Consider the following 26,451-nt stretch of genomic DNA (forward strand, 5'->3'; position numbering starts at 1 on the left):
CGGCATGTGCTAACGTAGCGATTGGAGACAACCATAAAGCAAGAAGACATGCCGACAGGCTTCTACACGCATCCCGAATTCCTGCTGCATGAGATGGGGCATTTTCATCCGGAATGCCCGGAGCGCCTGCAGGCCATCGAGGACCAGCTGATCTCGCACGGCATGGACGGCCTGCTGGACCGGCGCGAAGCCCCGCCCGCCACGGCCGAGCAGATCGGGCGCGTGCACCGGCCGGAATACGTCGCCAGCCTGGCCGCCGCCAGCCCCGCCAGCGGCTATCACCCGATCGACCCCGACACGCTGATGAACAGCCACACGCTGGCCGCCGCCGGGCTGGCCGCCGGCGCCGCCGTGGCCGCCACCGACGCGGTGATCGCCGGCGAGATCGAGAACGCCTTCTGCTGCGTGCGCCCGCCCGGCCACCACGCCGAGCCGGACCGCGCGATGGGCTTCTGCTTCTACAACAACGTGGCGGTGGCGGCGCGCCACGCGCTGGCCGCGCACGGGCTGGAGCGGGTGGCCATCGTCGATTTCGACGTGCACCACGGCAACGGCACCGAGGCGGCGTTCCGCTGCGACCAGCGGGTGCTGATGTGCAGCTTCTTCCAGCACCCGTTCTATCCCTACAGCGGCACCGAGCACATCGCCGCCAACATGTCGAACATCCCGCTGCCGGCCTATACCAACGGGCTGGCGGTGCGCGAGGTGGTGGAGACGATCTGGCTGCCGCGCCTGCACGACTTCAAGCCGCAGATGCTGTTCATCTCGGCGGGCTTCGATGCCCACCGCGAGGACGACCTCGGGCAGATGGGCCTGGTCGAGCAGGACTACGCCTGGATCACCGCGCAACTGATGGAAGTGGCCCGCGCCCACGCCAGCGGGCGCATCGTCAGTTGCCTGGAGGGCGGCTACAACCTCAGCGCGCTCGGGCGCAGCGTGCTGGCGCACCTCAAGGTGCTGCTCGAACAATAAGAAACAGCAAATACAGGAGACCGCCGGCATGGCAGAAACCGACAACCGCGCGGCCACGCCGCTGCTGGCCGAGAGCCTGGACGCCGCGGGCGTGCTGCGGCTGACCATGAACCGCCCCGAGGCCTTCAACGCCTTGTCCGAGGGCCTGCTCGACGCGCTCGCCGCCGCGTTCTCCCGCATCGCCGCCGATCCCGCCGTGCGCGTGGTGGTGCTGGCCGGGGCCGGGCGCGCCTTCTGCGCCGGCCACGACCTGCGCGAGATGCGCGCCAGCCCGTCGCATGCCTACTACCGCGCGCTGTTCGACCGCTGCACGCGCATGATGATGGCGATCCACAAGATGCCGCAGCCGGTGATCGCGCGCGTGCAGGGCATCGCCACCGCCGCCGGCTGCCAACTGGTGGCGATGTGCGACCTGGCGGTGGCGGCCGACGACGCCCGCTTCGCGGTGTCCGGCGTCAACCTCGGCCTGTTCTGCTCGACGCCGGGCGTGGCGCTGTCGCGCGACGTCTCGCGCAAGCAGGCGCTGGAGATGCTGCTGACCGGCGACATGATCGATGCGGCACAGGCGCGCGAGCGCGGCCTGGTCAACCGCGTGGTGCCGGCCGACGCGCTCGACGCCGAGGTCGCGCGTCTGGCCGCCAGCATCTGCGCCAAGCCGGCCGCGGCGGTGGCCGCCGGCAAGGGGCTGTTCTACCGCCAGCTGGAGATGGGTATCGAGGCGGCCTACCAGCTGGCCGGCCAGACGATGGCCTGCAACATGATGGACGACGCGGCACTGGAAGGCGTGCAGGCCTTCCTGGACAAGCGGCCCCCTTCGTGGCGGGGCGCCTAAGCAGCTTTTTGCCGTTCCATATGCCATGAACATATAAAGACATCGGCAAAAAGTCGTTTCTGGTATGAAGCGGATCGCTTAAAATGCGAGCTTCGCAAAAAAAACAAGATGCGGCAACAGCGCTTGAGACATTTCTCGCCTGTTGCCGTTTTCATTTCACATGATCGAACTGCAAGGTCTATCGCAGCGCTTTCCCGGCGGGTCGGGCGAAGTGCATGCATTGCGGGATGTCAGCCTGTCCATCGCCCCCGGCGAGGTCTTCGGCATCATCGGCCGCAGCGGCGCCGGCAAGAGCACGCTGGTGCGCGCCATCAACCTGCTCAACCGGCCCAGCGCCGGCCGCGTGATCGTCGCCGGCCAGGACCTGACCGCGCTCGGCAGCGGCGCGCTGCGCCAGGCCCGCCGCGACATCGGCATGATCTTCCAGCATTTCAACCTGCTGTCGTCGCGCACCGTGTACGACAACGTGGCGCTGCCGCTGGAGCTGGCCGGCAAGTCCAGGAGCGAGATCTCCGCGACGGTGCTGCCGCTGCTGGAGCTGGTCGGCTTGTCGGCGCTGAAGGACCGCTATCCCGCCCAGATCAGCGGCGGGCAGAAGCAGCGCGTGGGCATCGCCCGCGCGCTGGCGAGCAAGCCCAAGGTGCTGCTGTCCGACGAGGCCACCTCGGCGCTCGACCCGGAAACCACGCGCGCCATCCTGGAGCTGCTGCGCCAGATCAACCGCGACCTGGGCCTGACCATCGTCATGATCACGCACCAGATGGAAGTGATCAAACAGGTGTGCGACCGCGTGGCCGTGCTCGAAGCCGGGCAGGTGGTGGAAAGCGGCCGCGTGATCGACGTCTTCCTGCGCCCGCAGCACGAGGTCACGCGCGCCATGATCGGCGACGTGATCGCGCAGGAGCTGCCAGCGAGCGTGCTCAAGCGCGTGGAAAGCCGGCTCGGCAACGGCCGCGACCACGTCTACCGCCTCGCCTTCACCGGCGCCGGCGTGGACCAGCCGGTGCTGGCCCAGGCCATCCGCCGCCACGGGCTGGACTTCAACATCCTGCACGGGCACATCGACGAGATCCAGGGGCAGGCCTTCGGCTCGCTGGCCATCATGGCCACCGGCGAGCCGGCCGACGTCAAGGCCGCGATGGCCTTCCTGCAGGAGCAAGGCGTGGTAGTGGAGGAGATCGAGCATGTGGTCTGAAATGTTTGACCTGTTCCTGACCTCGTTCAACGAGACCCTGCTGATGGTGGGCATCTCGGGCGTGGTCGGGGCGCTGTTCGGCGTGCCGCTGGGCGTGCTGCTGCACCTGACCAACCGCGGCGGCGTGCTGTCGCACCCGCTGTTCAACCGCACCATCGGCGTGGTGGTCAACGCGGTGCGCTCGATCCCGTTCATCATCCTGCTGGTGGTGGTGATCCCGTTTACGCGCTTCGTCGTCGGCTCGTCGATCGGCACCACGGCGGCCGTGGTGCCGCTGACCATCGCCGCGATCCCGTTCATCGCGCGGCTGGTGGAAAGCGCGCTGCGCGAGGTCGACAAGGGTCTGGTGGAAGCGGCCCAGTCGATGGGCGCGACCACCGGCCAGATCGTCATGAAGGTGCTGCTGCCCGAGGCCATGCCCGGCATCGTGGCGGGCCTGACCATCACCTTCGTCAGCCTGGTGGGCTACTCGGCGATGGCCGGCGCCATCGGCGGCGGCGGGCTGGGCGACCTCGGCATCCGCTACGGCTACCAGCGCTACATCACCGAGGTGATGGTGGCGGTGGTGCTGATCCTGATCGTCTTCGTGCAGGCGGTGCAGAGCTTCGGCGACTGGCTGGTGCGGCGCATCAGCCATAAGTAAGCAATAAGTCAGCGCCGGGACATGCGGAAGAAAACCGGCAATCAGAGCATTCGGGAAACAAGGAAGCCAGTCATGCAACGTCGCAACGTGCTGCAATGGATCGCCGGCGCCGCCATCGGCGCCGCCTTCGCCACCGGCGCCATCGCGCAGGAAAAGCCGATCAAGGTCGGCGTCACGGGCGGCCCGCACGCCCAGATCATGGAGCAGGTGAAGAAGGTCGCGGCCAGGGACGGCCTCAACATCCAGCTGGTGGAATTCAGCGACTACATCCAGCCCAACGCCGCGCTGGCCGCGGGCGACCTCGACGCCAACAGCTACCAGCACCTGCCGTACCTGGAGGCGCAGATCAAGGACCGCGGCTACAAGTTCACCCACGTCGGCTTCACCGTGACCTTCCCGATGGGCGTGTACTCGAAGAAGCTCAAGTCGCTCGACCAGCTCAAGGACGGCGCGCGCGTGGGCGTGCCCAACGATCCCACCAACGGTGGCCGCGGCCTGCTGCTGCTGCAGAGCAAGGGCATCATCAAGCTGCGCCCGGATGCCGGCCTGAAGGCCACGCCGCTGGACATCGTGTCCAACCCGAAGAAGATCAGGATCGTGGAACTCGACGCGGCCCAGTTGCCGCGCTCGCTGGACGACCTCGACGCCGCCGCCATCAACGGCAACTATGCCGAGTCCGCCGGCCTGTCGCCGACCAAGGACGCGATCGCGATGGAAGGCCCGAAGGGCCCCTACGCCAACCTGATCGCCATCCGCGAGGCCGACCGGAACAAGCCGTGGGTGGCCAAGCTGGTGAAGGCCTACCACTCGCCCGAGGTCAAGCAGTACGTGCTGAGCACGTACAAGGATTCGGTGATTACCGCCTGGTAAGTTGGAGAAAAACCCGCAGACCGGCGTGCCGCTGGGCAGTCCGCGGCACAATGGCGCGAGGTTTTCACGCTGCCGGGCTATGCCCGGCAATTCTTTGCCGATAAAATAGTACGACCGTTCGAAAAACAAGAAGGCCGCCGACCCGGTGGTTATAATGGCGGGCGAACCAAATTTCTGACTATCGACTATCAGTGGAGTGAGCGCATGAAAGTACTCGTCGCAGTCAAGCGCGTGGTGGATTACAACGTCAAGGTCCGGGTCAAGTCGGACGGCACGGGCGTGGATCTGGCCAACGTCAAGATGAGCATGAACCCGTTTGACGAAATCGCCGTGGAAGAAGCGGTGCGCCTGAGGGAAGCCGGCGTGGCGACCGAGGTGATCGCCGTGTCGTGCGGCGTGGCGCAATGCCAGGAAACCCTGCGCACCGCGATGGCGATCGGCGCCGACCGCGGCATCCTGGTCGAGTCGAACGAAGACCTGCAGCCGCTGGCCGTGGCCAAGCTGCTCAAGGCACTGGTCGAGAAGGAACAGCCGCAACTGGTGATCCTGGGCAAGCAGGCCATCGACGACGACTCCAACCAGACCGGCCAGATGCTGGCCGCGCTGGCGGGCCTGCCGCAAGCCACCTTCGCCTCCAAGGTGACGGTCGCCGATGGCCGGGCCTCGGTGACGCGCGAAGTGGACGGCGGCCTGGAAACGCTGTCGCTCAAGCTGCCGGCGGTGGTCACCACCGACCTGCGCCTGAACGAACCGCGCTACGTCACGCTGCCCAACATCATGAAGGCCAAGAAGAAGCCGCTCGAGACCGTCAAGCCCGAGGACCTCGGCGTCGACGTCGCGCCGCGCCTGAAGACCGTCAAGGTCGTCGAGCCGCCCAAGCGCAGCGCGGGTGTGATGGTGCCGGACGTCGCGACGCTGGTGCAGAAGCTGAAGAACGAAGCCAAGGTCATCTGAGCGCCAGGAGATAAAACATGACTGCACTCGTCATTGCTGAACACGACAACCAATCCATCAAGTCGGCCACGCTGAACACCGTGACCGCGGCCGTCCAGTGCGGCGGCGACGTCCACGTGCTGGTTGCCGGCGCCAATGCCAAGGCCGCCGCCGAGGCCGCCGCCAAGATCGCCGGCGTGGCCAAGGTGCTGCTGGCCGACGCGCCGTATTTCGGCGACGGCCTGGCCGAGAACATCGCCGAGCAGGTGCTGGCCATCGCCAGCGACTACAGCCACATCCTGGCGCCCGCCACCGCCTACGGCAAGAACATCCTGCCGCGCGTGGCCGCCAAGCTGGACGTGGCCCAACTGTCGGACATCACCAAGGTCGACAGCCCGGACACCTTCGAGCGCCCGATCTACGCCGGCAACGCGATCTCGATCGTGCAGTCGTCGGACAAGGTCAAGGTCATCACCGTGCGCGGCACCGGTTTCGACGCCGCCGCCGCCGAAGGCGGCTCGGCCGCCGTGGAGAACCTGCCGGCCGTGGCCGACACGGGCATCTCGCAATTCGTCTCGCGCGAAGTCACCAAGAGCGACCGCCCGGAACTGACCGCCGCCAAGATCATCGTGTCCGGCGGCCGCGGCGTGGGCTCGGGCGAGAACTACACCAAGGTGCTGACGCCGCTGGCCGACAAGCTGAACGCCGCGATGGGCGCCTCGCGCGCCGCGGTGGACGCCGGCTTCGTGCCGAACGACTACCAGGTCGGGCAGACCGGCAAGATCGTCGCGCCGCAGCTGTACATCGCCGTCGGCATCTCGGGCGCGATCCAGCATCTGGCCGGCATGAAGGACTCCAAGGTGATCGTGGCGATCAACAAGGACGCCGAGGCGCCGATCTTCTCGGTGGCCGACTACGGCCTGGTCGGCGACCTGAACACCGTCGTGCCGGAACTGGTGGCGGCGCTGGGCTGATCGCGCGGGCCCGCAGGGCCCGGCCAGAAAGTGCAAGCCGTTCCGGGTCCGCCCGCGAACGGCTTTTTCATACATACCCGGAGACATCGATGACCTATCGTGCCCCGCTCAAGGACATGCTGTTCGTGATGAACGAACTGGCTGGCCTCGACGCAGTCAGCAAGCTGCCCGGTTTCGAGGACGCCACGCCGGAGACGGCGCAGGCGGTGCTCGACGAGGCGGCCAAGTTCAACGAGCAGGTGGTGGCGCCGCTCAACCGCATCGGCGACACCGCCCCCAGCAGCTGGAAGGACGGCGTGGTGACGACCACGGCCGGCTTCAAGGAAGCCTTCCGCCAGTTCGCCGAAGGCGGCTGGCAGGGCGTGCTGCATTCGCCGGACTTCGGCGGCCAGGGCCTGCCCAAGCTGATCGCCACCGCCTGCAACGAGATGCTCAACAGCGCCAACCTGTCGTTCGCGCTGTGCCCGCTGCTGACCGACGGCGCCATCGAGGCGCTGCTCACCGCCGGCAGCGACGCGCAGAAGGCCGTCTTCCTGCCCAGGCTGATCTCGGGCGAGTGGACTGGCACCATGAACCTGACCGAGCCGCAGGCCGGCTCGGACCTGGCCGCGGTGCGCACGCGCGCCGAGCCGCAGGGCGACGGCACCTACAAGGTGTTCGGCACCAAGATCTTCATCACCTACGGCGAGCACGACATGGCACAGAACATCGTCCATCTCGTGCTGGCGCGCACGCCCGATGCGCCCGAGGGCGTGAAGGGCATCTCGCTGTTCATCGTGCCCAAGTTCCTGGTCAACGAAGACGGCTCCACCGGCGCGCGCAACGACGTGCACTGCGTGTCGATCGAGCACAAGCTCGGCATCAAGGCCAGCCCCACCGCCGTGCTGCAGTTCGGCGACCACGGCGGCGCCATCGGCACGCTGGTGGGCGAGGAGAACCGCGGCCTCGAGTACATGTTCATCATGATGAACTCGGCGCGCTTCTCGGTCGGCATGCAGGGCGTGGCGGTGTCCGAGCGCGCCTACCAGCAGGCCGTGGCCTTTGCCCGCGAGCGCGTGCAGAGCCGCCCGGTCGACGGCTCCGCGCGCGAGGCGGTCACCATCATCCACCATCCCGACGTCAAGCGCATGCTGATGACCATGCGCGCGCTGACCGAAGGCGCGCGCGCGGTGGCCTACGTGGCCGCGGGCGCGTGCGACACCGCGCACCGGCACCCGGACGAGGCCGTGCGCCGGCAGTCCCAGGCCTTCTACGAGTTCCTGGTGCCCGTCGTCAAGGGCTGGAGCACCGAGCTGTCGATCGAAGTCACCAGCCTCGGCGTGCAGGTGCACGGCGGCATGGGCTTCATCGAGGAGACCGGCGCCGCGCAGCACTACCGCGACGCGCGCATCCTGCCGATCTACGAAGGCACCACCGCCATCCAGGCCAACGACCTGGTCGGGCGCAAGACCGCGCGCGACGGCGGCGCGACCGCGCGCGCGATCTGCGCGCAGATCGCCGAGACCGAGGCCGCGCTGGGTAAGCAGGGCGGCGCGGCGTTCGTGGCGGTGCAGGCGCAACTGGCGCGGGGCCGCGCGGCGCTCGAAGCCGCGGTGGCGTTCGTGGCCGGCCATGCCAAGACGGACCCCAACGCGGTGTTCGCCGGCAGCGTGCCTTACCTGAAGCTGTGCGGCATCGTGTTCTCGGGCTGGCAGCTCGCCCGCGCGATGCTGGCCGCGCAGGCGAAGCACGGCGAGGACGCGGCGTTCCATGGCGCCAAGATCGCCACGGCGCATTTCTTCGCCGAGCACATCCTGTCGCAGGCATCGGGTTTGCGCGATGCCATCGTGGCCGGCGCGGCGCCGGTCAATGCCTTGAGCGAAGCGCAGTTCTGACGGCGGTGGCGGTGCGGTAGAAACAAGAAGGGCGGCCCCGAAAGGGTCGCCCTTTTTGCTGATAAAGCGCCGTTTAACGCGCCGCGCGCCGAGGGTTTTCTCCCCGTTCCCGCACGCGGCGTGCAGACCGGAGAAGGGAGACCGCAAGCCGGCCTGGCCGGCCGCTCAGGCCACCGCGGGGCGGTGCGCGGCGCGCGCGCCCGGCTGCTTGAGGTAGCGCGTCACCGACAGGTCGTCGGCGCGGATGGCCGGCGAGGTGCCGGACACCAGGTCCGACAGCAGCTTGCCCGAGCCGCAGGCCATGGTCCAGCCCAGCGTGCCGTGGCCGGTGTTGAGCCACAGGCCCTTGAGCGGCGTGGGGCCGACGATGGGCGTGCCGTCCGGCGTCATCGGGCGCAGGCCGGTCCAGAAGGTGGCGCGGCTGACGTCGCCGGCGCCCGGGAACAGGTCGGTCACCACGTGCTCGAGCGTGCGGCGCTTGGACGGGTCCAGCGAACGGTCGTAGCCGACGATCTGGGCCATGCCGCCCACGCGGATGCGGTCGTCGAAGCGCGTGATGGCGACCTTGTAGGTCTCGTCGAGCACGGTCGACACCGGGCTGCGCTCCGCGTCGGCCATTGGCACGGTGATGGAGAAACCCTTGAGCGGGTAGACCGGCAGGTTCGAGAGGCCCGGCAGGATGTTCTTCAGGAACGGCGTCGACCAGCTTCCCAGCGCCACCACCACGAGGTCGGCCGTCACCGGCTGGCCGCCGATCATCGCGCCGGTGACGGTGTCGCCGCGGGTCAGCAGCCCGTCGATGGTGCGGTCGTAGTGGAACTTCACGCCGAGGCCCTCGGCCATCGCCGCGAGCTGGGTGGTGAACAACTGGCAGTCGCCGGTCTCGTCGTTAGGCAGCCGCAGGCCGCCGCTCAGCTTGTGGCTGACCGCGGCCAGCGCCGGTTCGCTCGCGGCGAGATCCCCGCGCGACAGCAACTGGTAGGGCACGCCGGCCTGCTCGAGCACGGCGATGTCCTTGGCGGCGCCGTCGAGCTGCTCCTGCGTGCGGAAGACCTGCAGCGTGCCTTGCTGGCGGCCTTCGTAGGCGATGCCGGTATCGGCGCGCAGCGCGCGGATGCAGTCGCGGCTGTACTCGGCCAGCCGCACCATGCGTTCCTTGTTGGTGGCGTAGCGCTCGGCCGAGCAGTTCATCAGCATCTGCCACATCCACTGCAGCTGGAACAGCGTGCCGTCCGGGCGCACCGACAGCGGCGCGTGTTCCTGGAACATCCACTTGATGGCCTTGAGCGGCACCCCGGGCGCGGCCCACGGCGATGCGTAGCCGGGCGAGATCTGCCCGGCGTTGGCGAAACTGGTGCCGAGCGCGGGCGCGGCCTCGCGGTCGATCACGGTGACTTCGTGGCCGGCGCGGGCCAGATACCAGGCGCTTGTCACGCCGATTACACCGCTGCCAAGGACGAGAACTCGCATAGTCGGGGGCTCGAAACCAAAAAAGAGGGTGGATAAAGTAATTCTCTCTATACTATTTAAATATATGCAGTCATAGTTATTGTAATTTTCAAGGAAACAGGAACTACTCATGAGAACGAGCCGGCAACCGGTGCGCAGCCTCGACCGGCTGGACCGCAAGATCCTGGCGCTGCTCCAGGCCGACGGGCGGATGTCGATGAAAGAGCTGGCCGAGGCCGTCGGGCTGACCATCACGCCCTGCATCGAGCGGGTCAAGCGCATGGAGCGCGACGGCGTGATCATGGGCTACTACGCGCGGCTCAATCCGGCCCTGCTGGGCAGCGGCCTGCTGGTGTTCGTGGAGATCTCGCTGGGCAACAAGTCCGGCAACATGTTCGAGCAGTTCCGCCGCGAGGTCTCGCGCATCCCGGAAGTGCTCGAATGCCATCTGGTGTCCGGCGATTTCGACTACCTCATCAAGGCGCGCATCCGCGAGATCGGCGAGTACCGCCGCCTGCTCGGCGACATCCTGCTGCAGCTGCCCGGCGCCGCGCAGTCCAAGAGCTACGTGGTGATGGAGGAAATCAAGGAGACGCTGGCGATCGCCGTCGACGAAAAGGCGCCGCTCGCCTGAGGGCGGCCCGCCAGCCCGCGGCGCTTTCCCGCGCGCCGCCACGCGCCCGGAAAACCTGCATGCGGCGCCTCGATACTGTATATTTATACAGTACATCGTAACGCGCAGCAGGAGTTGTCATGGCGTCACTCAAGACCGGTTTCCAGCGCGGCCGCGGGGCGCTTTCCAACGTCGAATCCCGCTTCGACGGCTGGTCGCGCGAGCCCGACGACGACGGCCTCGCGGCGGTCCTGGAAGCCCACGGCGAACTGCCCCCGCGCAAGACCATCGTGGTCCTCGAAGCGGCGAAATCGATCATCACGCGCAACCAGTCGCCCGACATCCCGTTCGACCAGTCGATCAACGTCTACCGCGGCTGCGAGCACGGCTGCTCGTACTGCTTCGCGCGCCCGACCCACGCCTACCTCGGGCTGTCGCCGGGGCTGGACTTCGAGACGCAACTGTTCGCCAAGCCGAACGCGGCCGAGCTGCTGCGGCGGGAACTGAGCAAGAAGCACTACGTGCCCTCGGTGATCGCGCTCGGCACCAATACCGACCCTTATCAGCCGATCGAGCGGGAGCACCGGCTGACGCGCGCCATCCTGGAGGTGCTGGAGGAATTCAACCATCCGGTGGCCATCACGACCAAATCGTCGCTGGTCACGCGCGACGCCGACATCCTCGCCCGCATGGCGGCCAAGGGCCTGGCCCGGGTCTACGTCTCGATCGGCACGCTCGACGCGGACATCGCCCGGCGGCTCGAGCCGCGCGCCAATACGCCGGCCAGGCGCATGGAGGGCGTGCGGCGCCTGGCCGGGCAGGGCATTCCCACCGGCGTCATCGTGGCGCCGATCATTCCGGCGCTGACGGACTTCGACATCGAGCGCGTGCTCGAGACCGCCGCCGGGGCCGGCGCCGGGGCGGCCGGCTACGTCATGCTGCGCCTGCCGCTGGAGGTGCGGGACCTCTTCGTCGAATGGCTGGAGCAGCACTACCCGGGGCGGCGCCGCCACGTCATGAGCCTGATCGAGCAGATCCGCGACGGCAAGCACAACCAGTCCGAGTTCGGCCAGCGCATGCGCGGCACCGGCATCTTCGCCGAGCTGGTCGGCAAGCGCTTCGCGCAGGCCTGCCGCCGCTTCGGGCTCAACCAGCAGCGCCCGCCCTTGCGGGCCGACCTGTTCCGCGTGCCGGAGCCGCCGTCCGCGCAGCAGTCGCTGTTCTGACGCGCCGCGCGCGGTGTCCGCCCTCGCTGGCCTACACCGCCGCGCGCCGCAGGCGCAGCGCATTGGAGACCACCGACACCGAGCTCAGGCTCATGGCCAGCGCGGCGAACATCGGCGACAGCAGCATCCCGGTCGCGCCATACAGGACGCCGGCCGCCAGCGGCACGCCCAGCGCGTTGTAGACGAAGGCAAAGCCGAGGTTCTGCTTCATGTTGCGGATGGTCGCTTCGGACAGCTTGCGGGCGCGGGCGATGCCGCGCAGATCGCCCTTCACCAGCGTGACCTGGGCGCTGTTCATGGCCACGTCCGTGCCGGTGCCCATCGCGATGCCGACGTCGGCCTTGGCCAGCGCCGGCGCATCGTTGATGCCGTCCCCGGCCATCGCCACCACGCGGCCTTCCTGCTGGAGCCGGGCGACCAGCGCCAGCTTGTCCGCCGGCCTGACCTCGCCGTGGTATTCGCCGATCCCCAGCTTGCCGGCCACGGCCCGGGCCGTGGCCACGCCGTCGCCGGTGGCCATCACCACGCGGATGCCCTGCGCCTGCAGGCTGCGCAGCGCTTCCGGCGTGGTCGCCTTGATCGGATCCGACACCGCCAGCAGGCCGGCCAGCGTGCCGTCGACGGCCAGGTACATGACGCTCGCGCCCTGCGCGCGCAGGCCGTCGCTGGCCTCGCTGAGGGCGGCGGCGGAGACGCCCGCGGCCGCCATCAGCACGGTATTGCCGAGCGCGAGTTTGCGGCCCGCCACGGTGCCCCGCACGCCGATGCCGGTGCCCGACTCGAAATCCGCGGCCGTGTCGAGCGGCAGGTTCTGCCGGCGCGCCGCCTCGACCAGCGCGGCCGCCAGCGGATGTTCGCTGCCCTGGTCGAGGCTGGCCGCCAGGCGCAGCACTTCCTGGTCGGAGAATCCGTTGATGCCGAGGCCGCGCTCGAAGGCCGGGCGGCCTTCCGTGAGCGTCCCGGTCTTGTCGACGATCAGCGTGTCGACCTTGCGCAGGTTCTCGATGGCCGATGCATCGCGGAACAGCACGCCGTTCGACGCGCCCTTGCCGCTGGCGACCATGATGGACATCGGGGTCGCCAGCCCGAGCGCGCACGGGCAGGCGATGATCAGCACCGCGACGGCGTTGATGAGGCCGTACACCCAGCCTGGCTGCGGGCCCCACAATCCCCACGCCAGGAACGTGAGCACGGCGACGGCGATGACCACGGCCACGAACACGCCGGCCACCTTGTCCGCCATGCGCTGCATCGGCGCCTTCGAGCGCTGCGCCTGCGCCACCATCTGCACGATCTGCGACAGCACGGTCTGTGAGCCGATTTTCTCGGACACGATGACCAGGCTGCCGGTGGCGTTCATGGTCGCGCCGATGACGTGGTCGCCGGCGCGCTTGGTCACGGGCATCGGCTCCCCGGTAATCATCGACTCGTCGACCGAGCTGCCGCCTTCGGCCACCACGCCGTCGACCGGCACCTTCTCGCCCGGCCGCACGCGCAGGCGGTCGCCCACGTGCACGTGGGCCAGCGGCACATCTTCCTCGCTGCCGTCGGCGTTGAGGCGGCGCGCCGTCTTCGGCGCGAGGCCGAGCAGCGAGCGGATCGCCGCCGAAGTCTGCGAGCGGGCCTTGAGCTCCAGCAGCTGGCCGACCAGCGTCAGCGAGATGATGACCGCGGCGGCCTCGAAATACACGCCGATGCGGCCATGCATGGCGAAGTCCTGCGGGAACAGCCCCGGCGCCACCGTGGCGACGACGCTGTAGACATAGGCCGCGCCGGTGCCGAGGCCGATCAGCGTCCACATGTTGGGGCTGCGCTGCGCGAACGAGCGCACGCAGCGCGCCAGGAACGGATACCCCGCCCACAGCACGACCGGCGTGGACAGCGCCAGCTCGACCCAGCTTTGCGTCGCGGCCGCCATCCAGCCGAGCTGGTGCCCGAACATGGCCAGCACGAACACCACGGCGGTCAGCGGCAGGGTCCACCAGAAGCGCCGCTGGAAGTCCGCCAGCTCGGGGTTCTCCTCCGCTTCCAGTTCCGGCATGAGCGGCTCGAGCGTCATGCCGCATTTCGGGCAGTTGCCGAGATGATCCTGCCGGATCTCCGGATGCATGGGGCAGGTGTAGATGGTGCCTTCCTGCGCCGGCGCGGCGTCCGGGGATTGGCGGGGGGCGGGCGCCGGCGCGTGGGCGTGATGGTGGTGATGGTCGTGGTCGTGCGGATGGCCGCCGGCGCCCATGCCGCCGTCCTGGGGCGGATGGACGTGCTGATGGGTTTCGCCCTGCGCGGGTTCGTGACGGTCCATTCGGCGGCGCTCCTTTCGGTTGGGCCACGCGCGCGCCTGTCGCGCGCCGGCGTTGGCATCATAGGCGCATCGCGCGGCGGCTTGCTGATGTGGCGCAAACCGTGGCGAACCGACGGCATGGCGGCGTCATGGCGGCGTCATGGCGGCGGCGGGCCGCCGCGTGGCTGGCTGGAACGGGAAGGCGCGGCGCATGGCCGCGTTGGGCGGCGGGCCGCGTGGCCGCGGTTACTGCGAGAGCGCCCGCGCCGCCTCGACCTGGGATTCGAAGAAGGTCTGGAAGCTGATGGCGAGGCCGGCCATCAGCAGGCCGGTGCCGATCAGCAGCGACAGGATGACCAGGATCACCACCGGCCAGCCCGAGCGGGTGGGCTGGCCGTGCGGGTTGAAGCGCGCGTCCCATTTGTCGTCGGCGCGCAGCCCGTACACGATGGCGGTGAGGAAGGCGGCGATCAGCGAGGTGCCGCCGGCCACCGCGAAGGTCCAGTTCAGCGCGGGCGAGCCGGCCCCGGTCTGCATCGACGCCACGCCGATGGCGCCGGCCAGCGTGGCCAGCAGGTGGGCCCAGCCGAATTTGTCGCGCAGCCCGCCCAGGTAGAAGCGGTGCAGCCCGAGGCTGCCGCACAGGAAGGCCAGGGCGACCGTGGCCAGCTTGGATTTGCCGGTGGCGGCGGTCTTGGCGGCGGCGGGGACTTGGGTGGCGACGGGCATGGGCAGCGACGAAGTGAGGGCCGGCGGAACCTGCCGGCGGGGGCGGTCACGGGCCAGCCGTGCTGGCGCCGGCGCTCATTGTACGCCGCCGCATGATGCCGGCAATGCGCACGATGCCGCACGGGCGCGCCGCCGCCGCGGCGCGCGCGGGGCGGATCGGCAATCGGGGGGAAGGGCGTAAAAGCGGGAAAATCCGGGCGCGGCGCCCGATCCGGCGATCCGGCTAGCGGCCGCCGTCGCGTCCGCGCGCCTGCCAGCCGGGGCCGACGCCGGAGTTGCGCTGCTCGCCGCGCACCGGGTCCGCCTGCGCGCTGCGCTCGGACGGGCGGGCGCGCTCGTCCTCGCGTTCCTGGGGCGGCAGCGCGCGGCCGCTGAGGCGGTCGTCGGCGCGCGCGCGCGCTTCCATGCGTTCGATCTGGGCGCGCACATGATCCTGTCGTTCGGCGCGCACGCTGGCCATTTCCCAGCCGCCCTGGCCCGCCTGCGCGCGGGCATTGGCCAGGCTCCGGCCGTCGGGCCGGCTATGTTGCCAGAACGCGACCTGGGCATGGCCGGCGCCGCTGAGGCCGAGCAGAAGCACGGCCAGCAGGATGCCCGCCACCGGGTCGCGCAGGAGAGTGCGGGGGAACATGCGGAATCCCAGTTTCCTGTCGCGCGGCGATGTTGTCGGAAGATGGAATCATGGTACGCACGCGCATCCGGCGCGCCTATGCAAAAGCCGTTACCGGTGTAACGGATTGTTTCGCCCCCGCTGCCGCGTCATGACGCAGCGATGAAACCCCGGCGTGCTTCATTTGGCGGCGCTTATTTCGCGGCGCCCATTTCATGGCGCATAGCGGATGCGGTAGATCGCGCCCGCCATGTCGTCGCTGACCAGCAGCGAGCCGTCGGGGGCCACCTGCACGTCGACTGGCCGGCCCCACGGCCGGCCGTCCTGCAGCCAGCCCTGCGCGAACACCTCGCTGCGCACGGCCTGGCCGCGCCCGTCGAGCACCACCCGGACCACGCGGTAGCCGACCGGCTGGCTGCGGTTCCAGCTGCCATGTTCGGCAATAAAGATATTGTTGCGATATTCGGCAGGAAATTGCGATCCGGCATAGAAGCGCATGCCGAGCGCGGCAACGTGGGCGCCGAGCCTGGCCGCCGGCGGCGCGAACTCGGCGCAGGCGCGCTGCTTGCCGAATTCCGGGTCGGCGATGTCGCCGGCATGGCAGTACGGATAGCCGAAGTGCTGGCCGGCGCGGGCGAGGTGGTTGAGCTCGTCGTCGGGCACGTCGTCGCCGAGGTTGTCGCGGCCGTTGTCGGTGAACCAGAGCTCGCGCGTGCCGGGCTGCCAGTCGAAGCCGACCGTGTTGCGCACGCCGCGCGCCACCACCTGCAGGTCGCTGCCGTCGGGCTTCATCTTCATGATGTTGGCGTAGCGGTTCTCGTCCGGCTTGCAGATATTGCACGGCGCGCCGACCGGCACGTAGAGATAGCCGTCCGGGCCGAACGCGATGAATTTCCAGCCGTGGTGCGTTTCGCTGGGAAAGCGGTCGCTCACCACGACGGGCGCGGGCGGATTGTCCAGGCGGGCTTCCACGCCGTCGATGCGCACGATGCGCGAGGTCGAGGACGCATAGAGCGCGCCGTCGCGGAACGCCACGCCGACCGGCATGGTCAGCCCGGTGGCGACGGTGCGCACCTGCGGGTTGCCGGCGAGCGGCGCGGCGATGGCGTACACCTTGCCTTCGCCGCGCGTGCCCACGAACAGCGTGCCGGCCGGCGACATGGTCATGCCGCGCGCCTCGGGCACCGCCTGGCTCAGCACTTCGATGCGAAAGCCCGGCGGCAGCTTGATGCGGTCCAGCGGCAAGGCCTCGGCGGCGCCGGCGGCGGCCGCATGCCCGAGCCAGGCGCCGGCGGCAAGCCAGCCCGCCAGCAGGGCGCGGCGGGCGCGAATGTGAAGGTAGGAACGCATGCGATGCTCTCCTGTCGGGGTTTTCGCCACGATGCCCGTGGCGGGGTGTCGCGTCAATCGCTCTAAGTGTTTGTTTGGCCTCGGGATTTGGGCTATACTCTTGTGTTTCGTGTTCGAACATCAAGTTTTCTGAGGAATCACACCCATGGTCGTAATCCGTCTGGCTCGCGGTGGCAGCAAGAAGCGCCCGTTCTTCAACATCGTCGCCGCTGACTCGCGCAACCGTCGCGATGGCCGTTTCATCGAGCGTATCGGTTTCTACAATCCCCTGGCCGGCGCCAGCGAAGAAGGCCTGCGCCTGGTGCAGGACCGCCTGACCTACTGGACCGGCGTTGGCGCCCAGATGTCGCCGACCGTGGCCCGCCTGGTCAAGCAGAACGCCGCCAAGGCCGCTGCCTGATTGCTGTGACGCGCGTTTCGCGACGCGTGGCAGACGACACGTGACCGAACGCAAGCAAGGCGCCCCGGCGCGGCGGCCGCTGAATGTGCCGCTGGAACCCGCGGCCCGTCCGCAGTCCGCCGGCCAGAAGCCGGCGCCCAGGCCGCAGGCCGGATTGCCGGCCGCGCTGGCGTACACCGACGCGTTGCCGGACGACCTGATCGAAGTCGGCTACGTCGGCGCCGCATACGGAATCCGGGGCTGGATCAAGATCCAGCCGCACGCCGACGATGCCAGCGCGCTGCTGCACGCGCGCCGCTGGTGGCTGCTCAAGCCGCCGGCCGGCGTGCTGGGCGCGGCGGGCGCGGTGAGCGCCGAAGCCCTGTGCGTGAAGATCGCGCAGTCCCGCGAGCATAGCGGCACGGTGGTGGCGCAGGTGGTCGGCGTGTCCGACCGCAGCCACTCCGAAGCGCTCAAGGGCCGTCGTGTATGGATCCGCCGCGAGGATTTCCCCGCGCCGGACGAGAACGAGTTTTACTGGGTCGATCTGATCGGCTGCGCCGTGTCCAACGAACAGGGCGAGCTGCTGGGCGAAGTGTCCGGCCTGATCGACAACGGGGCTCACCAGATCCTGCAGGTGGCGCATGCCTTGCCCGACGGCAAGACCGGCGAGCGCCTGATCCCGTTTGTCGATGCCTTCCTGCGCTCGGTCGATATCAAGGCCCGGCAGGTGGTGGTCGACTGGGGGCTGGATTACTGAGCGCCTGGTGACAGGCGCCGGGCCGGGCCCGGTGGGCAAGCCAAGGGAGAGGCGGATGCAGTTCGATGTGATCACGCTGTTTCCCGAGATGTTCCGCGCGCTGACCGACTGGGGCATTACCAGCCGGGCGGCGAAGCAGCAGCGCTATGCGCTGCGCACCTGGAATCCGCGCGATTTCACCACCGACAACTACCGTACCATCGACGACCGCCCGTATGGCGGCGGCCCTGGCATGGTGATGCTGGCCAGGCCGCTCGAGGACGCCATCGACGCGGCCTGCGCGGCCCAGCAGGCGGCGCGGGCCGATGCCCAGGCGGGTGCGGCGGATACGGTGAAGCCGCATGTGGTGCTGATGTCGCCGCAGGGCGCGCCGCTGACGCACGCGAAGGTGATGTCGCTGGCGCAGCGCCCCGGGCTGGTGCTGCTGTGCGGGCGCTACGAGGCCATCGACCAGCGCCTGATCGAGCGGCGCGTGGACGAGGAAATCAGCCTCGGCGATTTCGTGCTGTCGGGCGGCGAGCTGCCGGCGATGGCGGTGATCGACGCGGTGGTCAGGCATCTGCCCGGCGTGCTCGGCGACGCGCAGTCGGCGGTGCAGGACAGCTTCGTCAACGGCCTGCTGGATTGCCCGCACTACACGCGGCCGGAAGAATACGAAGGCATGCGGGTGCCCGAGATATTGCTCGGGGGCCATCATGCCGAGATCGAGAAGTGGCGGCGCCAGCAGGCGCTCGCCAACACTGCGAGGAAGCGCCCCGACCTGATCGGGGCCGCCCGCAGCGCAGGTTTGCTCAGCCGCGCCGACGAGAAATTCCTGTCGGCGTGGCTGGCGAATGAAGGGCGGGAGTTCGCTCCCGTCAAGTGAAACCCCATCCTCTGCCGGGGCCCGGGCAACGCCCGGGGCATACAACGCCGGCATGATGGACAAGGAGAAGAAACGATGAACCTCATCGAGCTGATCGAGAAAGACGAAATCGCGCGCCTGACCGCGAACAAGACCATCCCCGCATTCGCACCCGGCGACACCGTGATCGTCAGCGTGAACGTGGTGGAAGGTAACCGCAAGCGCGTGCAGGCCTACGAAGGCGTCGTGATTGCCAAGCGCAACCGCGGCCTGAACTCGTCCTTCATCGTGCGCAAGATTTCCTCGGGTGAAGGCGTGGAACGCACGTTCCAGCTGTACTCGCCGCTGATCGCCGGTATCGAAGTGAAGCGCCGCGGCGACGTCCGCCGCGCCAAGCTGTACTACCTGCGTGAGCGTTCGGGCAAGTCCGCGCGTATCAAGGAAAAGCTGGCATACAAGGCAGCACCCGCCAAGGCGGCAGCAGCCGAGTAAGCCGGTTGCCGTGGCCGGTCCGCCGGCCGTGGCTGCGCAAGAAGGGCACCTCCGGGTGCCCTTTTTGCATGGGTCCGCGCAAGCCGTCCGGCAAAGCGTCCTGTTGCATCGCGCAAAGACGGTTTTGCCCGTCATCTGTCATACTGCGAGGCGATATGCGTCCCGCCTTCGATCCCGAAACCCTACCCATCGTCTCCACCGATAGCAGCCATCCGGCCCTGCCCGAGGTGCGCCTGCGGCCGGACTTCGTGCGCCACCGGCTCAAGTCGCCGCCGGCGTGGGCGCCCGAGCTGACCGACGAATCGCGCATCTACGACCGCAGCGTGGCGCTGCGCGACGCCGCCGTGCTGGTGCCGCTGGTGGAGCGCGAGGACGGCCTGACGGTGCTGCTCACGCAGCGCAACGCCAACCTCAGCGCCCACGCGGGGCAGATCAGCTTTCCGGGCGGGCGCCACGAGCCGTCGGATGTCGACCGGGTGGACACCGCGCTGCGCGAGACGGAAGAAGAAGTGGGGCTGGTGCGGGACTACGTGGAGGTGCTGGGCGCGCTGCCCGACTACATCACGGGCACCGGATTCCACGTCAGCCCCGTGGTCGGGCTGGTCCGCAGCGGCTTCACGCTGCGCCCCGACGCGCGCGAGGTGGCGGACGTGTTCGAGGTGCCGCTCGGCTTCCTGATGGACCCATCCCATCACCAGCGGCGCCTGTTCCGCTGGGTCGACGGCGAACGGCTGTTCTACGCCATGCCGTTCCCGCGCGAGAACGGCGGCTACCGCTTCATCTGGGGCGCCACCGCCGGCATGCTGCGCAATCTCTACCACCTGCTGGCGGCCTGAAGCCGCCCGCGTTCGGTTCAGGCCGCCGCCTGCCGCTGCGCGATGCAGTGGGGGCAGCTCTTGCCCACCACGTAGTGCGGGCTCTGCTGTTCCTCGGGCGTGACCACGGCGCGGCAGGCGAAGCACTGCTTGGGGCCGGCCGGCTCCAGGCTGGGATTCAGCGCGGTGCGGTAGTCGAACACGAAGCAGTCGCCCCGGTAGTGGCTGCCGCCCACTTCCTCGAAATATTTCAGGATGCCGCCCTCGAGCTGGTAGACATGCGCGATGCCGGCTTCCTGCATGTGGATGGCGGCCTTCTCGCAGCGGATGCCGCCGGTGCAGAACGACACCACGGTCTTGCCCTCGAATGCCGCCTTGTGCGCGGCGATGGCGGGCGGGAAGTCGCTGAACTTGGCGATATCGTAGTCCACCGCGTGGGTGAAGGTGCCGACCGCCACCTCGAAATCGTTGCGGGTGTCGAGCATCACCACGGGGCGGCCGGCGTCGTCGTGGCCCTGGTCGAGCCAGCGCTTCAGGTCCACCGGCCGCACCGCCGGCGCGCGCCCGGCTTCGGGGCGGATCAGCGGCATCTTCATGGTGATGATTTCCTTCTTCTCGCGCACCAGCATGCGCTTGAAGGGCTGGCTCTCCGACAGGCTTTCCTTGGGCGCGATGTTGGCGAAGCGCGGATCGGCGTGCAGCCAGCCCATGAAGCCGTCGATGGCCGCGCGGCTGCCGGCCAGGAACATGTTGATGCCCTCCGGCGCGAGCAGGATGGTGCCCTTCAGGCCCAGGGCCTCGCAGCGCGCGCGCATGTCCGGGCGCAGGGCCGGAATATCGTCCAGCGTGACGAATTTATAAGCGGAGATGTTGACGATCTGCATAGCGGAGGCGCGCCCGGCCGCGCGCCTTGCGGCCGCGCGGTAACTGCCTGATTGGAAAGGCGAAATTATAGCGCCTCGGAGGCCGTGCGGCGGCCTTGCCCGAGCGCCCCGCTCGGGCATGCCGGCGCGGCGCGCCTGCAAAGAAGGCAGGCGCGGCCATGCCGAGCCGGTACAATCACGTCCATGTCTGCACCTCGCTTCGTTCATCTCCGCCTCCATTCCGAATACTCCGTCGTCGACGGGATCGTGCGCCTCGATGCCGCCGTCGAGGCCGCCGCGGCCGACGGCATGGGCGCGCTCGCCCTGACCGACCTCGCCAACGCCTTCGGCCTGATCCGCTTCTACAAGGAAGCGCGCGGCGGCGGCGTCAAGCCGGTGGTCGGCGCGGACGTCTGGCTCACCAACGCCGAAGACCGCGACAAGCCGGCGCGCCTGCTGCTGCTGGTGCAGGACCGGCGCGGCTACCTCAACCTGTGCATGCTGCTGTCGCGCGCATGGCTGTCCAACCAGCATCGCGGCCGCGCCGAGATCGAACCCGGCTGGTTCGACGAGCCCGGCGAGGAGGGCCTGCCGCTGGCCACCGGCCTGATCGCGCTGTCCGGCGCCATGAGCGGCGACATCGGCATGGCGCTGGCCAACGGCAACGACGCCGCGGCCGAGCGCGCCGCCGCGCACTGGGCCCGGGTGTTCCCGCAGCGCTTCTACGTCGAGCTGCAGCGCGCCGGCCATCCCGGCACCGACGCTTACGTGCAGCAGGCCGTGCAGCTGGCGGCCAGGCTGCGCCTGCCGGTGGTGGCGACGCACCCGGTGCAGTTCATGACCGCCGACGACTTCACCGCGCACGAGGCCCGCACCTGCATCGCCGAGGGCGAGCTGCTGGCCAACCCGCGGCGCACGCGGCGCTTCACCACCGACCAGTATTTCAAGACGCAGGACGAGATGTGCGCGCTGTTCGCCGACATCCCGTCCGCGCTCGAGAACGCGGTGCAGATCGCGCGCCGCTGCAACCTCACGCTCGAGCTGGGCAAGCCGCGCCTGCCGCTGTTCCCCACGCCGGACGGCATGTCGCTCGACGACTACCTCGTCCACCTCGCCAAGGAAGGCCTGGAAAAGCGCATGGCCGTGCTGTTCCCGGACGAGGCCGAGCGCGAGTCCCGGCGCGCCGAGTACTACGCGCGGCTGGAATTCGAGACCGGCACCATCATCAAGATGGGCTTCCCCGGCTACTTCCTGATCGTGGCGGACTTCATCAACTGGGCCAAGAACAACGGCGTGCCGGTGGGCCCGGGGCGGGGCTCCGGCGCCGGCTCGCTGGTGGCCTACGCGCTCGGCATCACCGACCTCGACCCGCTCAAGTACGCGCTGCTGTTCGAGCGTTTCCTGAACCCGGAACGGGTCTCGATGCCCGACTTCGACATCGACTTCTGCCAGCACGGGCGCGACCGCGTCATCACCTACGTGAAGGAGAAGTACGGCAAGGACGCGGTCTCGCAGATCGCCACCTTCGGCACGATGGCGGCCAAGGCCGCCGTGCGCGACGTGGGCCGCGTGCTCGACCTCGGCTACGGCTTCGTCGACAGCATCGCCAAGCTGATCCCGTTCAAGCCCGGCAAGCTGGTCACCATCGAGGAGGCCAAGAAGGAAGAGCCGCTGCTGACCGAGCGCGAGAACAACGAGGAGGAAGTGCGCCAGCTGCTGGAGCTGGCGCAGCGCGTCGAGGGCATGACCCGCAACGTCGGCATGCACGCCGGCGGCGTGCTGATCGCGCCCGGCAAGCTCACCGACTTCTGCCCGCTCTACACCCAGGGCGGACAGAACGACGGCATGAGCGGCGTGGTCAGCCAGTACGACAAGGACGACGTGGAAGCGGCCGGCCTGGTCAAGTTCGACTTCTTGGGCCTGACCACGCTGACCATCCTCGACTGGGCCGAGCGCTACATCCGCCGGCTCGACCCGTCCAGGGCGGACTGGAACTGCAGCCACATCCCGCTCGACGACGGCCCCGCCTTCGACATCCTCAAGACCGCCAACACGGTGGCCGTGTTCCAGCTGGAAAGCCGCGGCATGCAGGGCATGCTGAAAGACGCCAAGCCCGACCGCTTCGAGGACATCATCGCGCTGGTGGCGCTCTACCGCCCGGGCCCGATGGACCTGATCCCCAGCTTCTGCGCGCGCAAGCACGGCCGCGAGAAGGTGGAGTACCCGGACCCGCGCGTCGAGCCGGTGCTCAAGGAGACCTACGGCATCATGGTCTACCAGGAGCAGGTGATGCAGATGGCGCAGATCATCGGCGGCTACTCGCTCGGCGGCGCCGACCTGCTGCGCCGCGCGATGGGCAAGAAGAAGCCCGAGGAAATGGCGCAGCACCGCGTCATGTTCCGCGAGGGCGCCGACAAGAACGGGCTGACCGCCGGGCAGGCCGACGACATCTTCGACCTGATGGAGAAGTTCGCCGGCTACGGCTTCAACAAGTCGCACGCGGCCGCCTATGCGCTGCTGGCCTACTACACGGCGTGGCTCAAGGCGCACCATCCGGCCGAATTCATGGCAGCCAACATGTCGCTGGCGATGGACGACACCGACAAGGTCAAGATCCTCTACGAGGACTGCAAGCTCAATGGCCTCAAGGTGCTGCCGCCCGACGTCAACGCCAGCGAATACCGCTTCGCGCCGACCGACGCCAGGACCATCCGCTACGGCCTCGGCGGTATCAAGGGCTCGGGCCAGGGCGCCATCGAGGACATCCTGCGCGCGCGCGAGGAAAAGCCGTTCGCCGACCTGTTCGATTTCTGCGAGCGCGTCGACCGCCGCCAGGTCAACCGCCGCACCATCGAGGCGCTGATCCGTGCCGGCGCGTTCGACAGCCTCAACGACAACCGCGGCCAGTTGCTGGCCTCGGTGTCGCGCGCGATGGAAGCGGCCGAGCAGAAGGCCGAGTCGGCCAACCAGGTCTCGCTGTTCGACCTGATGGCCGACGCCGGCGCGTCGCACCGCCCCGAACTGGTCGACGAGCCGCGCTGGCCGCCCAAGCGCACGCTGCAGGAGGAGAAGCAGGCGCTCGGCTACTACTTCTCGGGCCACCTGTTCGACGCCTACCGCGACGAGGTCGGGCGCTTCCTCAAGGGCACGCTGGCCGGGCTGGAAAAGGAAGTGCAGGGCAATGGCGGCGGCTACGGGCGCGACGTGCGCGGCAAGGTCATCGCCGGCGTCATCACCGGCATGCGCACGCAGATGACGCAGCGCGGCAAGATGCTGATCGTGATGCTCGACGACGGCACCGCGCAGATCGAGATGACGGTGTTCAACGAGCTGTTCGACGCCAACCGCCACATGTTCCGCGACGACGAGCTGGTGATCGTGCAGGGCAACGCGCGCCACGACACCTTCACCGGCGGCGTGCGCTTCACCGCCGAATCGGTGATGGACCTGGTGGCCGCGCGCGCCCGCTATGCCGAGGCCGTGGGGCTGGCCTTCAACGGCAACGCCTCGACCGAGCTGCTGCGCGAGCTGCTCACGCCGTATCTCGCCACCGTGGCCAACACGCCGGGCCTGCCCGTGCGCGTGAGCTACGCCACCAGCGGCGCGCGCTGCGAGGCCGAGCTCGGGCGGCAGTGGCTGGTCACGCCGTCGGACGACGCGCTCGCGAGCTTCCGCGCGGCGCTGTCCGGCGACAGCGTGCGCATGCTGTACGGCTGATCCGCAGTTGCCGGCAGTCCGTCATCCCCTGGATCCACCACGCCCCCGCATGGCCAAGCAACGCATCCTCTTTCACCTGACCCACTTCCTGCGCGGCGGCATCGAGACCTCGCTGGTGTCGCTGCTGGCCTCGCTGGACCGGGAGCGCTTCGAGCTCGGCCTGACGCTGACCTATCCGACCGAGGCGCTGGAGACGCATTTCCGCGCCATGCTGCCGCCGGACGTGAAGATCCACATCCTGGCGCCGGAGCGCTGGCTGTCGCATTTCCGGCAGAAGAAGAAGGCCGGCAAGCTCGGCCCGCTGGGCAAGATCTACGAGGAAGTGCTGCTGCCGCCGGTGCGCAAGCCGCTGGTCAACCGGCGCTTTCGCGCGATCGCGCGCGGCTACGACCTCGCCATCGACTACGACATGTCGCTGTCGCGGCTGACCGGCCGCCTGCCGATACCGATGATCGGCTACCAGCACTTCAGCGTGGCGCACCTGGAGCGAGACAACCCGCGCAAGCTGCGCAAGCTGCGGCGCCAGTGCCGCGAGCACTACGACCGCATCGTGGTGCTCAACGACAGCATGCTGGCCGACGCGCGCGCGCTGATTCCCGAGGCCGCGGCCAAGTTCGTGCGCCTGTACAACGCCACCGACCTGGACCGCATCCGCGCGCTCGGCAACGCGCCGTTCACGCCGCCGGCCCATCCTTACATCGTTTCGGTGGGGCGCCTGGAAGAAAGCCAGAAGGATTTCACCACGCTGCTGCACGCCTACGCCGCGCTGGTGCGCGGCACCGGCCTGCGCGAGCGCCTGGTGCTGGTGGGCGACGGCGCCTCGCGCGCGCGGCTCGAGGCGCTGGCGCGCGAGCTGGGCGTCAGCGAGCGGGTGACGTTCGCCGGCTTCCAGGCCAATCCCTACGCATGGATCCGCCACGCGCGGCTGATGGCGTTCAGCTCGAAGATGGAAGGGCTGCCCAACGTGCTGCTCGAAGGCATGGCGCTCGGCCAGCTGGTGGTGAGCACCGACTGCCCGGTGGGCCCGCGCGAGATCCTGGCCGACGGCAAGGCCGGCCTGCTCACGCCGGTCGGCGACGTGCACGCGCTGGCCGAGGCGATCCGGCGCGGGCTGGAAGACGCGCCGCTGCGCGCGCGGCTGCTGGCCTTCGCCGCCACCCACATCGAGCAGATGGGGTTCGGCCCGACCTCGGCCGCCTTCGCGGCCTGCGTGGACGACCTGCTGGGCGCGCCGCCGGCCGCGGCGCCCGGGGCTAGCCCCGCGGCTCCTGCGGCTGCGTCTTCTGCCGCAGGTACCACAGCTTGATGTACTTGTAATAGCTGGCCTGGCCGTTCATCAGCGCCACGCCCAGCCCCTGCGCGCCGTCGAGGAAGCCGCGGCGCATCAGGTAGGTGCGCAGGAAGGCCCAGGCGCCATGCAGCACGGCGCCGGCCGGCGAGGCAGACTTGCCGCGCGCGAAGCCCTGCTGCGCGCCCAGCGTGGAGTACTGGTCGACCTTGCGCAGCACCTGCGAGAAGTCGTCGTAGGTGTAGTGCAGCAGCGGCGAGGCCAGCTTCCCGACCGGGCCGTCGGCGACCACGCGCTCGTGCACGAGGTCGTCGGTAAAGCGGGCATGGCCGCGCCTGAACAGCCGTGTGACGTAGTCGGGATACCAGCCGCCGTGGCGGATGAAGCGGCCGCAGAAGCGCGACAGGCGCGGCATCTCGTAGGCGTCGGCCTGGCCGGACGCGACCGCCGCCAGGATCTCGTCGCGCAGCTCGGGCGTGACGCGCTCGTCGGCGTCGAGCGAGAACACCCACTCGGTGTCGGCCTTGGACACGGCCAGGTTCTTCTGGGCGCCGAAGCCCGGCCAGTGCCCGGTTTCGAACACCTCGGCGCCGAGGCCGCGGGCCAGCTCGACCGTGCCGTCCCGGCTACCCGAATCCACTATAATCGCGCGGTCGCACCAGGACACGCTTTCCAGGCAGGCCCGGATGTTGTGTGCCTCGTTTTTCGTAATCAGTACGACTGAGATTTTCATAGAGCTTGT

The 26,451-nt window shown here is 68.9% G+C and carries 24 protein-coding genes; 17 read left to right on the forward strand and 7 right to left on the reverse strand.

Translation table 11 applies throughout. The features are described from left to right. Positions 1-48: 48 nt before the first annotated feature. From KF708C_RS03800 to KF708C_RS03835, 8 genes are all read left to right on the forward strand, one after another. Positions 49-972, forward strand: coding sequence for a histone deacetylase family protein (locus tag KF708C_RS03800; protein ID WP_020200995.1), 924 nt, complete (start codon positions 49-51; stop codon positions 970-972). A gap of 28 nt (positions 973-1,000) precedes the next feature. Next, the gene (locus KF708C_RS03805) at positions 1,001-1,804 is read left to right on the forward strand and encodes an enoyl-CoA hydratase (protein ID WP_020200996.1); all 804 of its coding nucleotides are present in this window, start codon (positions 1,001-1,003) and stop codon (positions 1,802-1,804) included. 160 nt (positions 1,805-1,964) lie between these two features. Then, positions 1,965-2,999 (forward strand): methionine ABC transporter ATP-binding protein, encoded by a 1,035-nt coding sequence (locus KF708C_RS03810; protein ID WP_059410798.1) that lies wholly within the window; start codon positions 1,965-1,967, stop codon positions 2,997-2,999. Further along, positions 2,989-3,642 (forward strand): methionine ABC transporter permease, encoded by a 654-nt coding sequence (locus KF708C_RS03815; RefSeq protein ID WP_059410799.1) that lies wholly within the window; start codon positions 2,989-2,991, stop codon positions 3,640-3,642. The genes KF708C_RS03810 and KF708C_RS03815 overlap by 11 nt, the downstream gene beginning before the upstream one ends. Before the next feature lie 72 nt (positions 3,643-3,714). Further along, positions 3,715-4,512: a MetQ/NlpA family ABC transporter substrate-binding protein gene (locus KF708C_RS03820; RefSeq protein ID WP_020200999.1), complete on the forward strand. Its 798-nt coding sequence runs from the start codon at positions 3,715-3,717 to the stop codon at positions 4,510-4,512. Positions 4,513-4,716: 204 nt separating this feature from the next. Then, on the forward strand, positions 4,717-5,466 hold the full coding sequence (locus tag KF708C_RS03825) for an electron transfer flavoprotein subunit beta/FixA family protein (protein ID WP_059410800.1): 750 nt from the start codon (positions 4,717-4,719) through the stop codon (positions 5,464-5,466). Positions 5,467-5,483: 17 nt separating this feature from the next. Then, positions 5,484-6,419 (forward strand): electron transfer flavoprotein subunit alpha/FixB family protein, encoded by a 936-nt coding sequence (locus KF708C_RS03830; RefSeq protein ID WP_059410801.1) that lies wholly within the window; start codon positions 5,484-5,486, stop codon positions 6,417-6,419. 89 nt (positions 6,420-6,508) lie between these two features. Beyond that, complete coding sequence (locus KF708C_RS03835; RefSeq protein WP_020201002.1) at positions 6,509-8,293, forward strand: acyl-CoA dehydrogenase; 1,785 nt, start codon at positions 6,509-6,511, stop codon at positions 8,291-8,293. A gap of 165 nt (positions 8,294-8,458) precedes the next feature. Here KF708C_RS03835 and KF708C_RS03840 read toward each other — a convergent pair whose 3' ends face one another. After that, entirely contained in the window at positions 8,459-9,763 is a 1,305-nt protein-coding gene (locus KF708C_RS03840) for a D-amino acid dehydrogenase (RefSeq protein WP_059410802.1), read from the reverse strand. 109 nt (positions 9,764-9,872) lie between these two features. Between KF708C_RS03840 and KF708C_RS03845 the strand changes: the two genes are divergently transcribed. Next, positions 9,873-10,376 (forward strand): Lrp/AsnC ligand binding domain-containing protein, encoded by a 504-nt coding sequence (locus tag KF708C_RS03845; protein ID WP_029043186.1) that lies wholly within the window; start codon positions 9,873-9,875, stop codon positions 10,374-10,376. Between the two features lie 119 nt (positions 10,377-10,495). Beyond that, entirely contained in the window at positions 10,496-11,581 is a 1,086-nt protein-coding gene (locus tag KF708C_RS03850; protein WP_059410803.1) for a PA0069 family radical SAM protein, read from the forward strand. Positions 11,582-11,612: 31 nt separating this feature from the next. On the opposite strand, the gene KF708C_RS03855 is transcribed toward KF708C_RS03850, so the two are convergent. The 4 genes from KF708C_RS03855 to KF708C_RS03870 all read right to left on the reverse strand — a co-directional run bounded on the left by KF708C_RS03855 (position 11,613) and on the right by KF708C_RS03870 (position 16,551). Then, a complete protein-coding gene (locus tag KF708C_RS03855) occupies positions 11,613-13,691 on the reverse strand; it encodes a copper-transporting P-type ATPase (protein ID WP_231586376.1) in 2,079 nt (692 codons plus the stop codon). 417 nt (positions 13,692-14,108) lie between these two features. After that, positions 14,109-14,591 carry a TM2 domain-containing protein gene (locus KF708C_RS03860; protein ID WP_020201007.1) on the reverse strand — a complete coding sequence of 161 codons (483 nt, stop codon included), beginning with the start codon at positions 14,589-14,591 and terminating at the stop codon, positions 14,109-14,111. A gap of 223 nt (positions 14,592-14,814) precedes the next feature. Then, the gene (locus tag KF708C_RS03865; RefSeq protein WP_020201008.1) at positions 14,815-15,222 is read right to left on the reverse strand and encodes a hypothetical protein; all 408 of its coding nucleotides are present in this window, start codon (positions 15,220-15,222) and stop codon (positions 14,815-14,817) included. 192 nt (positions 15,223-15,414) lie between these two features. Next, positions 15,415-16,551 carry a PQQ-dependent sugar dehydrogenase gene (locus KF708C_RS03870; RefSeq protein ID WP_059410805.1) on the reverse strand — a complete coding sequence of 379 codons (1,137 nt, stop codon included), beginning with the start codon at positions 16,549-16,551 and terminating at the stop codon, positions 15,415-15,417. A gap of 145 nt (positions 16,552-16,696) precedes the next feature. On the opposite strand from KF708C_RS03870, the gene rpsP reads away from it, so the two are divergent. From rpsP to KF708C_RS03895, 5 genes are all read left to right on the forward strand, one after another. Then, the gene (gene rpsP, locus KF708C_RS03875) at positions 16,697-16,951 is read left to right on the forward strand and encodes a 30S ribosomal protein S16 (RefSeq protein WP_020201010.1); all 255 of its coding nucleotides are present in this window, start codon (positions 16,697-16,699) and stop codon (positions 16,949-16,951) included. A 40-nt stretch (positions 16,952-16,991) separates the two neighbouring features. Next, the gene (gene rimM, locus KF708C_RS03880; protein WP_059410806.1) at positions 16,992-17,690 is read left to right on the forward strand and encodes a ribosome maturation factor RimM; all 699 of its coding nucleotides are present in this window, start codon (positions 16,992-16,994) and stop codon (positions 17,688-17,690) included. Positions 17,691-17,745: 55 nt separating this feature from the next. Further along, complete coding sequence (gene trmD, locus KF708C_RS03885; protein WP_059410807.1) at positions 17,746-18,555, forward strand: tRNA (guanosine(37)-N1)-methyltransferase TrmD; 810 nt, start codon at positions 17,746-17,748, stop codon at positions 18,553-18,555. Between the two features lie 75 nt (positions 18,556-18,630). Continuing rightward, positions 18,631-19,026 (forward strand): 50S ribosomal protein L19, encoded by a 396-nt coding sequence (rplS, locus tag KF708C_RS03890; RefSeq protein ID WP_020201013.1) that lies wholly within the window; start codon positions 18,631-18,633, stop codon positions 19,024-19,026. A gap of 155 nt (positions 19,027-19,181) precedes the next feature. Then, positions 19,182-19,862 (forward strand): NUDIX hydrolase, encoded by a 681-nt coding sequence (locus tag KF708C_RS03895; protein ID WP_020201014.1) that lies wholly within the window; start codon positions 19,182-19,184, stop codon positions 19,860-19,862. 17 nt (positions 19,863-19,879) lie between these two features. Here the strand turns inward: KF708C_RS03895 and KF708C_RS03900 are convergent, their stop codons facing one another. Then, a complete protein-coding gene (locus tag KF708C_RS03900; protein WP_059410808.1) occupies positions 19,880-20,725 on the reverse strand; it encodes a sulfurtransferase in 846 nt (281 codons plus the stop codon). Between the two features lie 183 nt (positions 20,726-20,908). On the opposite strand from KF708C_RS03900, the gene dnaE reads away from it, so the two are divergent. Beyond that, a complete protein-coding gene (dnaE, locus tag KF708C_RS03905; protein WP_059410809.1) occupies positions 20,909-24,421 on the forward strand; it encodes a DNA polymerase III subunit alpha in 3,513 nt (1,170 codons plus the stop codon). Between the two features lie 49 nt (positions 24,422-24,470). Continuing rightward, the gene (locus KF708C_RS03910; RefSeq protein WP_020201017.1) at positions 24,471-25,727 is read left to right on the forward strand and encodes a glycosyltransferase; all 1,257 of its coding nucleotides are present in this window, start codon (positions 24,471-24,473) and stop codon (positions 25,725-25,727) included. Here KF708C_RS03910 and KF708C_RS03915 read toward each other — a convergent pair. Continuing rightward, on the reverse strand, positions 25,675-26,442 hold the full coding sequence (locus KF708C_RS03915) for a glycosyltransferase family 2 protein (RefSeq protein ID WP_043365282.1): 768 nt from the start codon (positions 26,440-26,442) through the stop codon (positions 25,675-25,677). The two genes, KF708C_RS03910 and KF708C_RS03915, sit on opposite strands and share 53 nt — an antisense overlap. Positions 26,443-26,451: the final 9 nt, after the last annotated feature.

It is taken from the genome of Cupriavidus basilensis (assembly GCF_000876015.1).
In the GTDB taxonomy this organism is placed as follows: Bacteria; Pseudomonadota; Gammaproteobacteria; order Burkholderiales; family Burkholderiaceae; genus Cupriavidus; species Cupriavidus basilensis_B.

Bases quoted from the DNA above. Each gene is read 5' to 3' on its own strand.
- KF708C_RS03870 (WP_059410805.1), bottom strand. From the start codon at position 16,551: ATGCGTTCCTACCTTCACATTCGCGCCCGCCGCGCCCTGCTGGCGGGC.
- KF708C_RS03865 (WP_020201008.1), bottom strand. From the start codon at position 15,222: ATGTTCCCCCGCACTCTCCTGCGCGACCCGGTGGCGGGCATCCTGCTG.
- KF708C_RS03830 (WP_059410801.1), top strand. From the start codon at position 5,484: ATGACTGCACTCGTCATTGCTGAACACGACAACCAATCCATCAAGTCG.
- KF708C_RS03915 (WP_043365282.1), bottom strand. From the start codon at position 26,442: ATGAAAATCTCAGTCGTACTGATTACGAAAAACGAGGCACACAACATC.
- KF708C_RS03860 (WP_020201007.1), bottom strand. From the start codon at position 14,591: ATGCCCGTCGCCACCCAAGTCCCCGCCGCCGCCAAGACCGCCGCCACC.
- rplS (WP_020201013.1), top strand. From the start codon at position 18,631: ATGAACCTCATCGAGCTGATCGAGAAAGACGAAATCGCGCGCCTGACC.
- KF708C_RS03900 (WP_059410808.1), bottom strand. From the start codon at position 20,725: ATGCAGATCGTCAACATCTCCGCTTATAAATTCGTCACGCTGGACGAT.
- KF708C_RS03910 (WP_020201017.1), top strand. From the start codon at position 24,471: ATGGCCAAGCAACGCATCCTCTTTCACCTGACCCACTTCCTGCGCGGC.
- KF708C_RS03810 (WP_059410798.1), top strand. From the start codon at position 1,965: ATGATCGAACTGCAAGGTCTATCGCAGCGCTTTCCCGGCGGGTCGGGC.
- KF708C_RS03895 (WP_020201014.1), top strand. From the start codon at position 19,182: ATGCGTCCCGCCTTCGATCCCGAAACCCTACCCATCGTCTCCACCGAT.
- KF708C_RS03840 (WP_059410802.1), bottom strand. From the start codon at position 9,763: ATGCGAGTTCTCGTCCTTGGCAGCGGTGTAATCGGCGTGACAAGCGCC.
- rpsP (WP_020201010.1), top strand. From the start codon at position 16,697: ATGGTCGTAATCCGTCTGGCTCGCGGTGGCAGCAAGAAGCGCCCGTTC.
- KF708C_RS03850 (WP_059410803.1), top strand. From the start codon at position 10,496: ATGGCGTCACTCAAGACCGGTTTCCAGCGCGGCCGCGGGGCGCTTTCC.
- KF708C_RS03820 (WP_020200999.1), top strand. From the start codon at position 3,715: ATGCAACGTCGCAACGTGCTGCAATGGATCGCCGGCGCCGCCATCGGC.
- KF708C_RS03835 (WP_020201002.1), top strand. From the start codon at position 6,509: ATGACCTATCGTGCCCCGCTCAAGGACATGCTGTTCGTGATGAACGAA.
- KF708C_RS03805 (WP_020200996.1), top strand. From the start codon at position 1,001: ATGGCAGAAACCGACAACCGCGCGGCCACGCCGCTGCTGGCCGAGAGC.
- trmD (WP_059410807.1), top strand. From the start codon at position 17,746: ATGCAGTTCGATGTGATCACGCTGTTTCCCGAGATGTTCCGCGCGCTG.
- KF708C_RS03845 (WP_029043186.1), top strand. From the start codon at position 9,873: ATGAGAACGAGCCGGCAACCGGTGCGCAGCCTCGACCGGCTGGACCGC.
- dnaE (WP_059410809.1), top strand. From the start codon at position 20,909: ATGTCTGCACCTCGCTTCGTTCATCTCCGCCTCCATTCCGAATACTCC.
- KF708C_RS03855 (WP_231586376.1), bottom strand. From the start codon at position 13,691: ATGCATCCGGAGATCCGGCAGGATCATCTCGGCAACTGCCCGAAATGC.
- KF708C_RS03800 (WP_020200995.1), top strand. From the start codon at position 49: ATGCCGACAGGCTTCTACACGCATCCCGAATTCCTGCTGCATGAGATG.
- KF708C_RS03825 (WP_059410800.1), top strand. From the start codon at position 4,717: ATGAAAGTACTCGTCGCAGTCAAGCGCGTGGTGGATTACAACGTCAAG.
- KF708C_RS03815 (WP_059410799.1), top strand. From the start codon at position 2,989: ATGTGGTCTGAAATGTTTGACCTGTTCCTGACCTCGTTCAACGAGACC.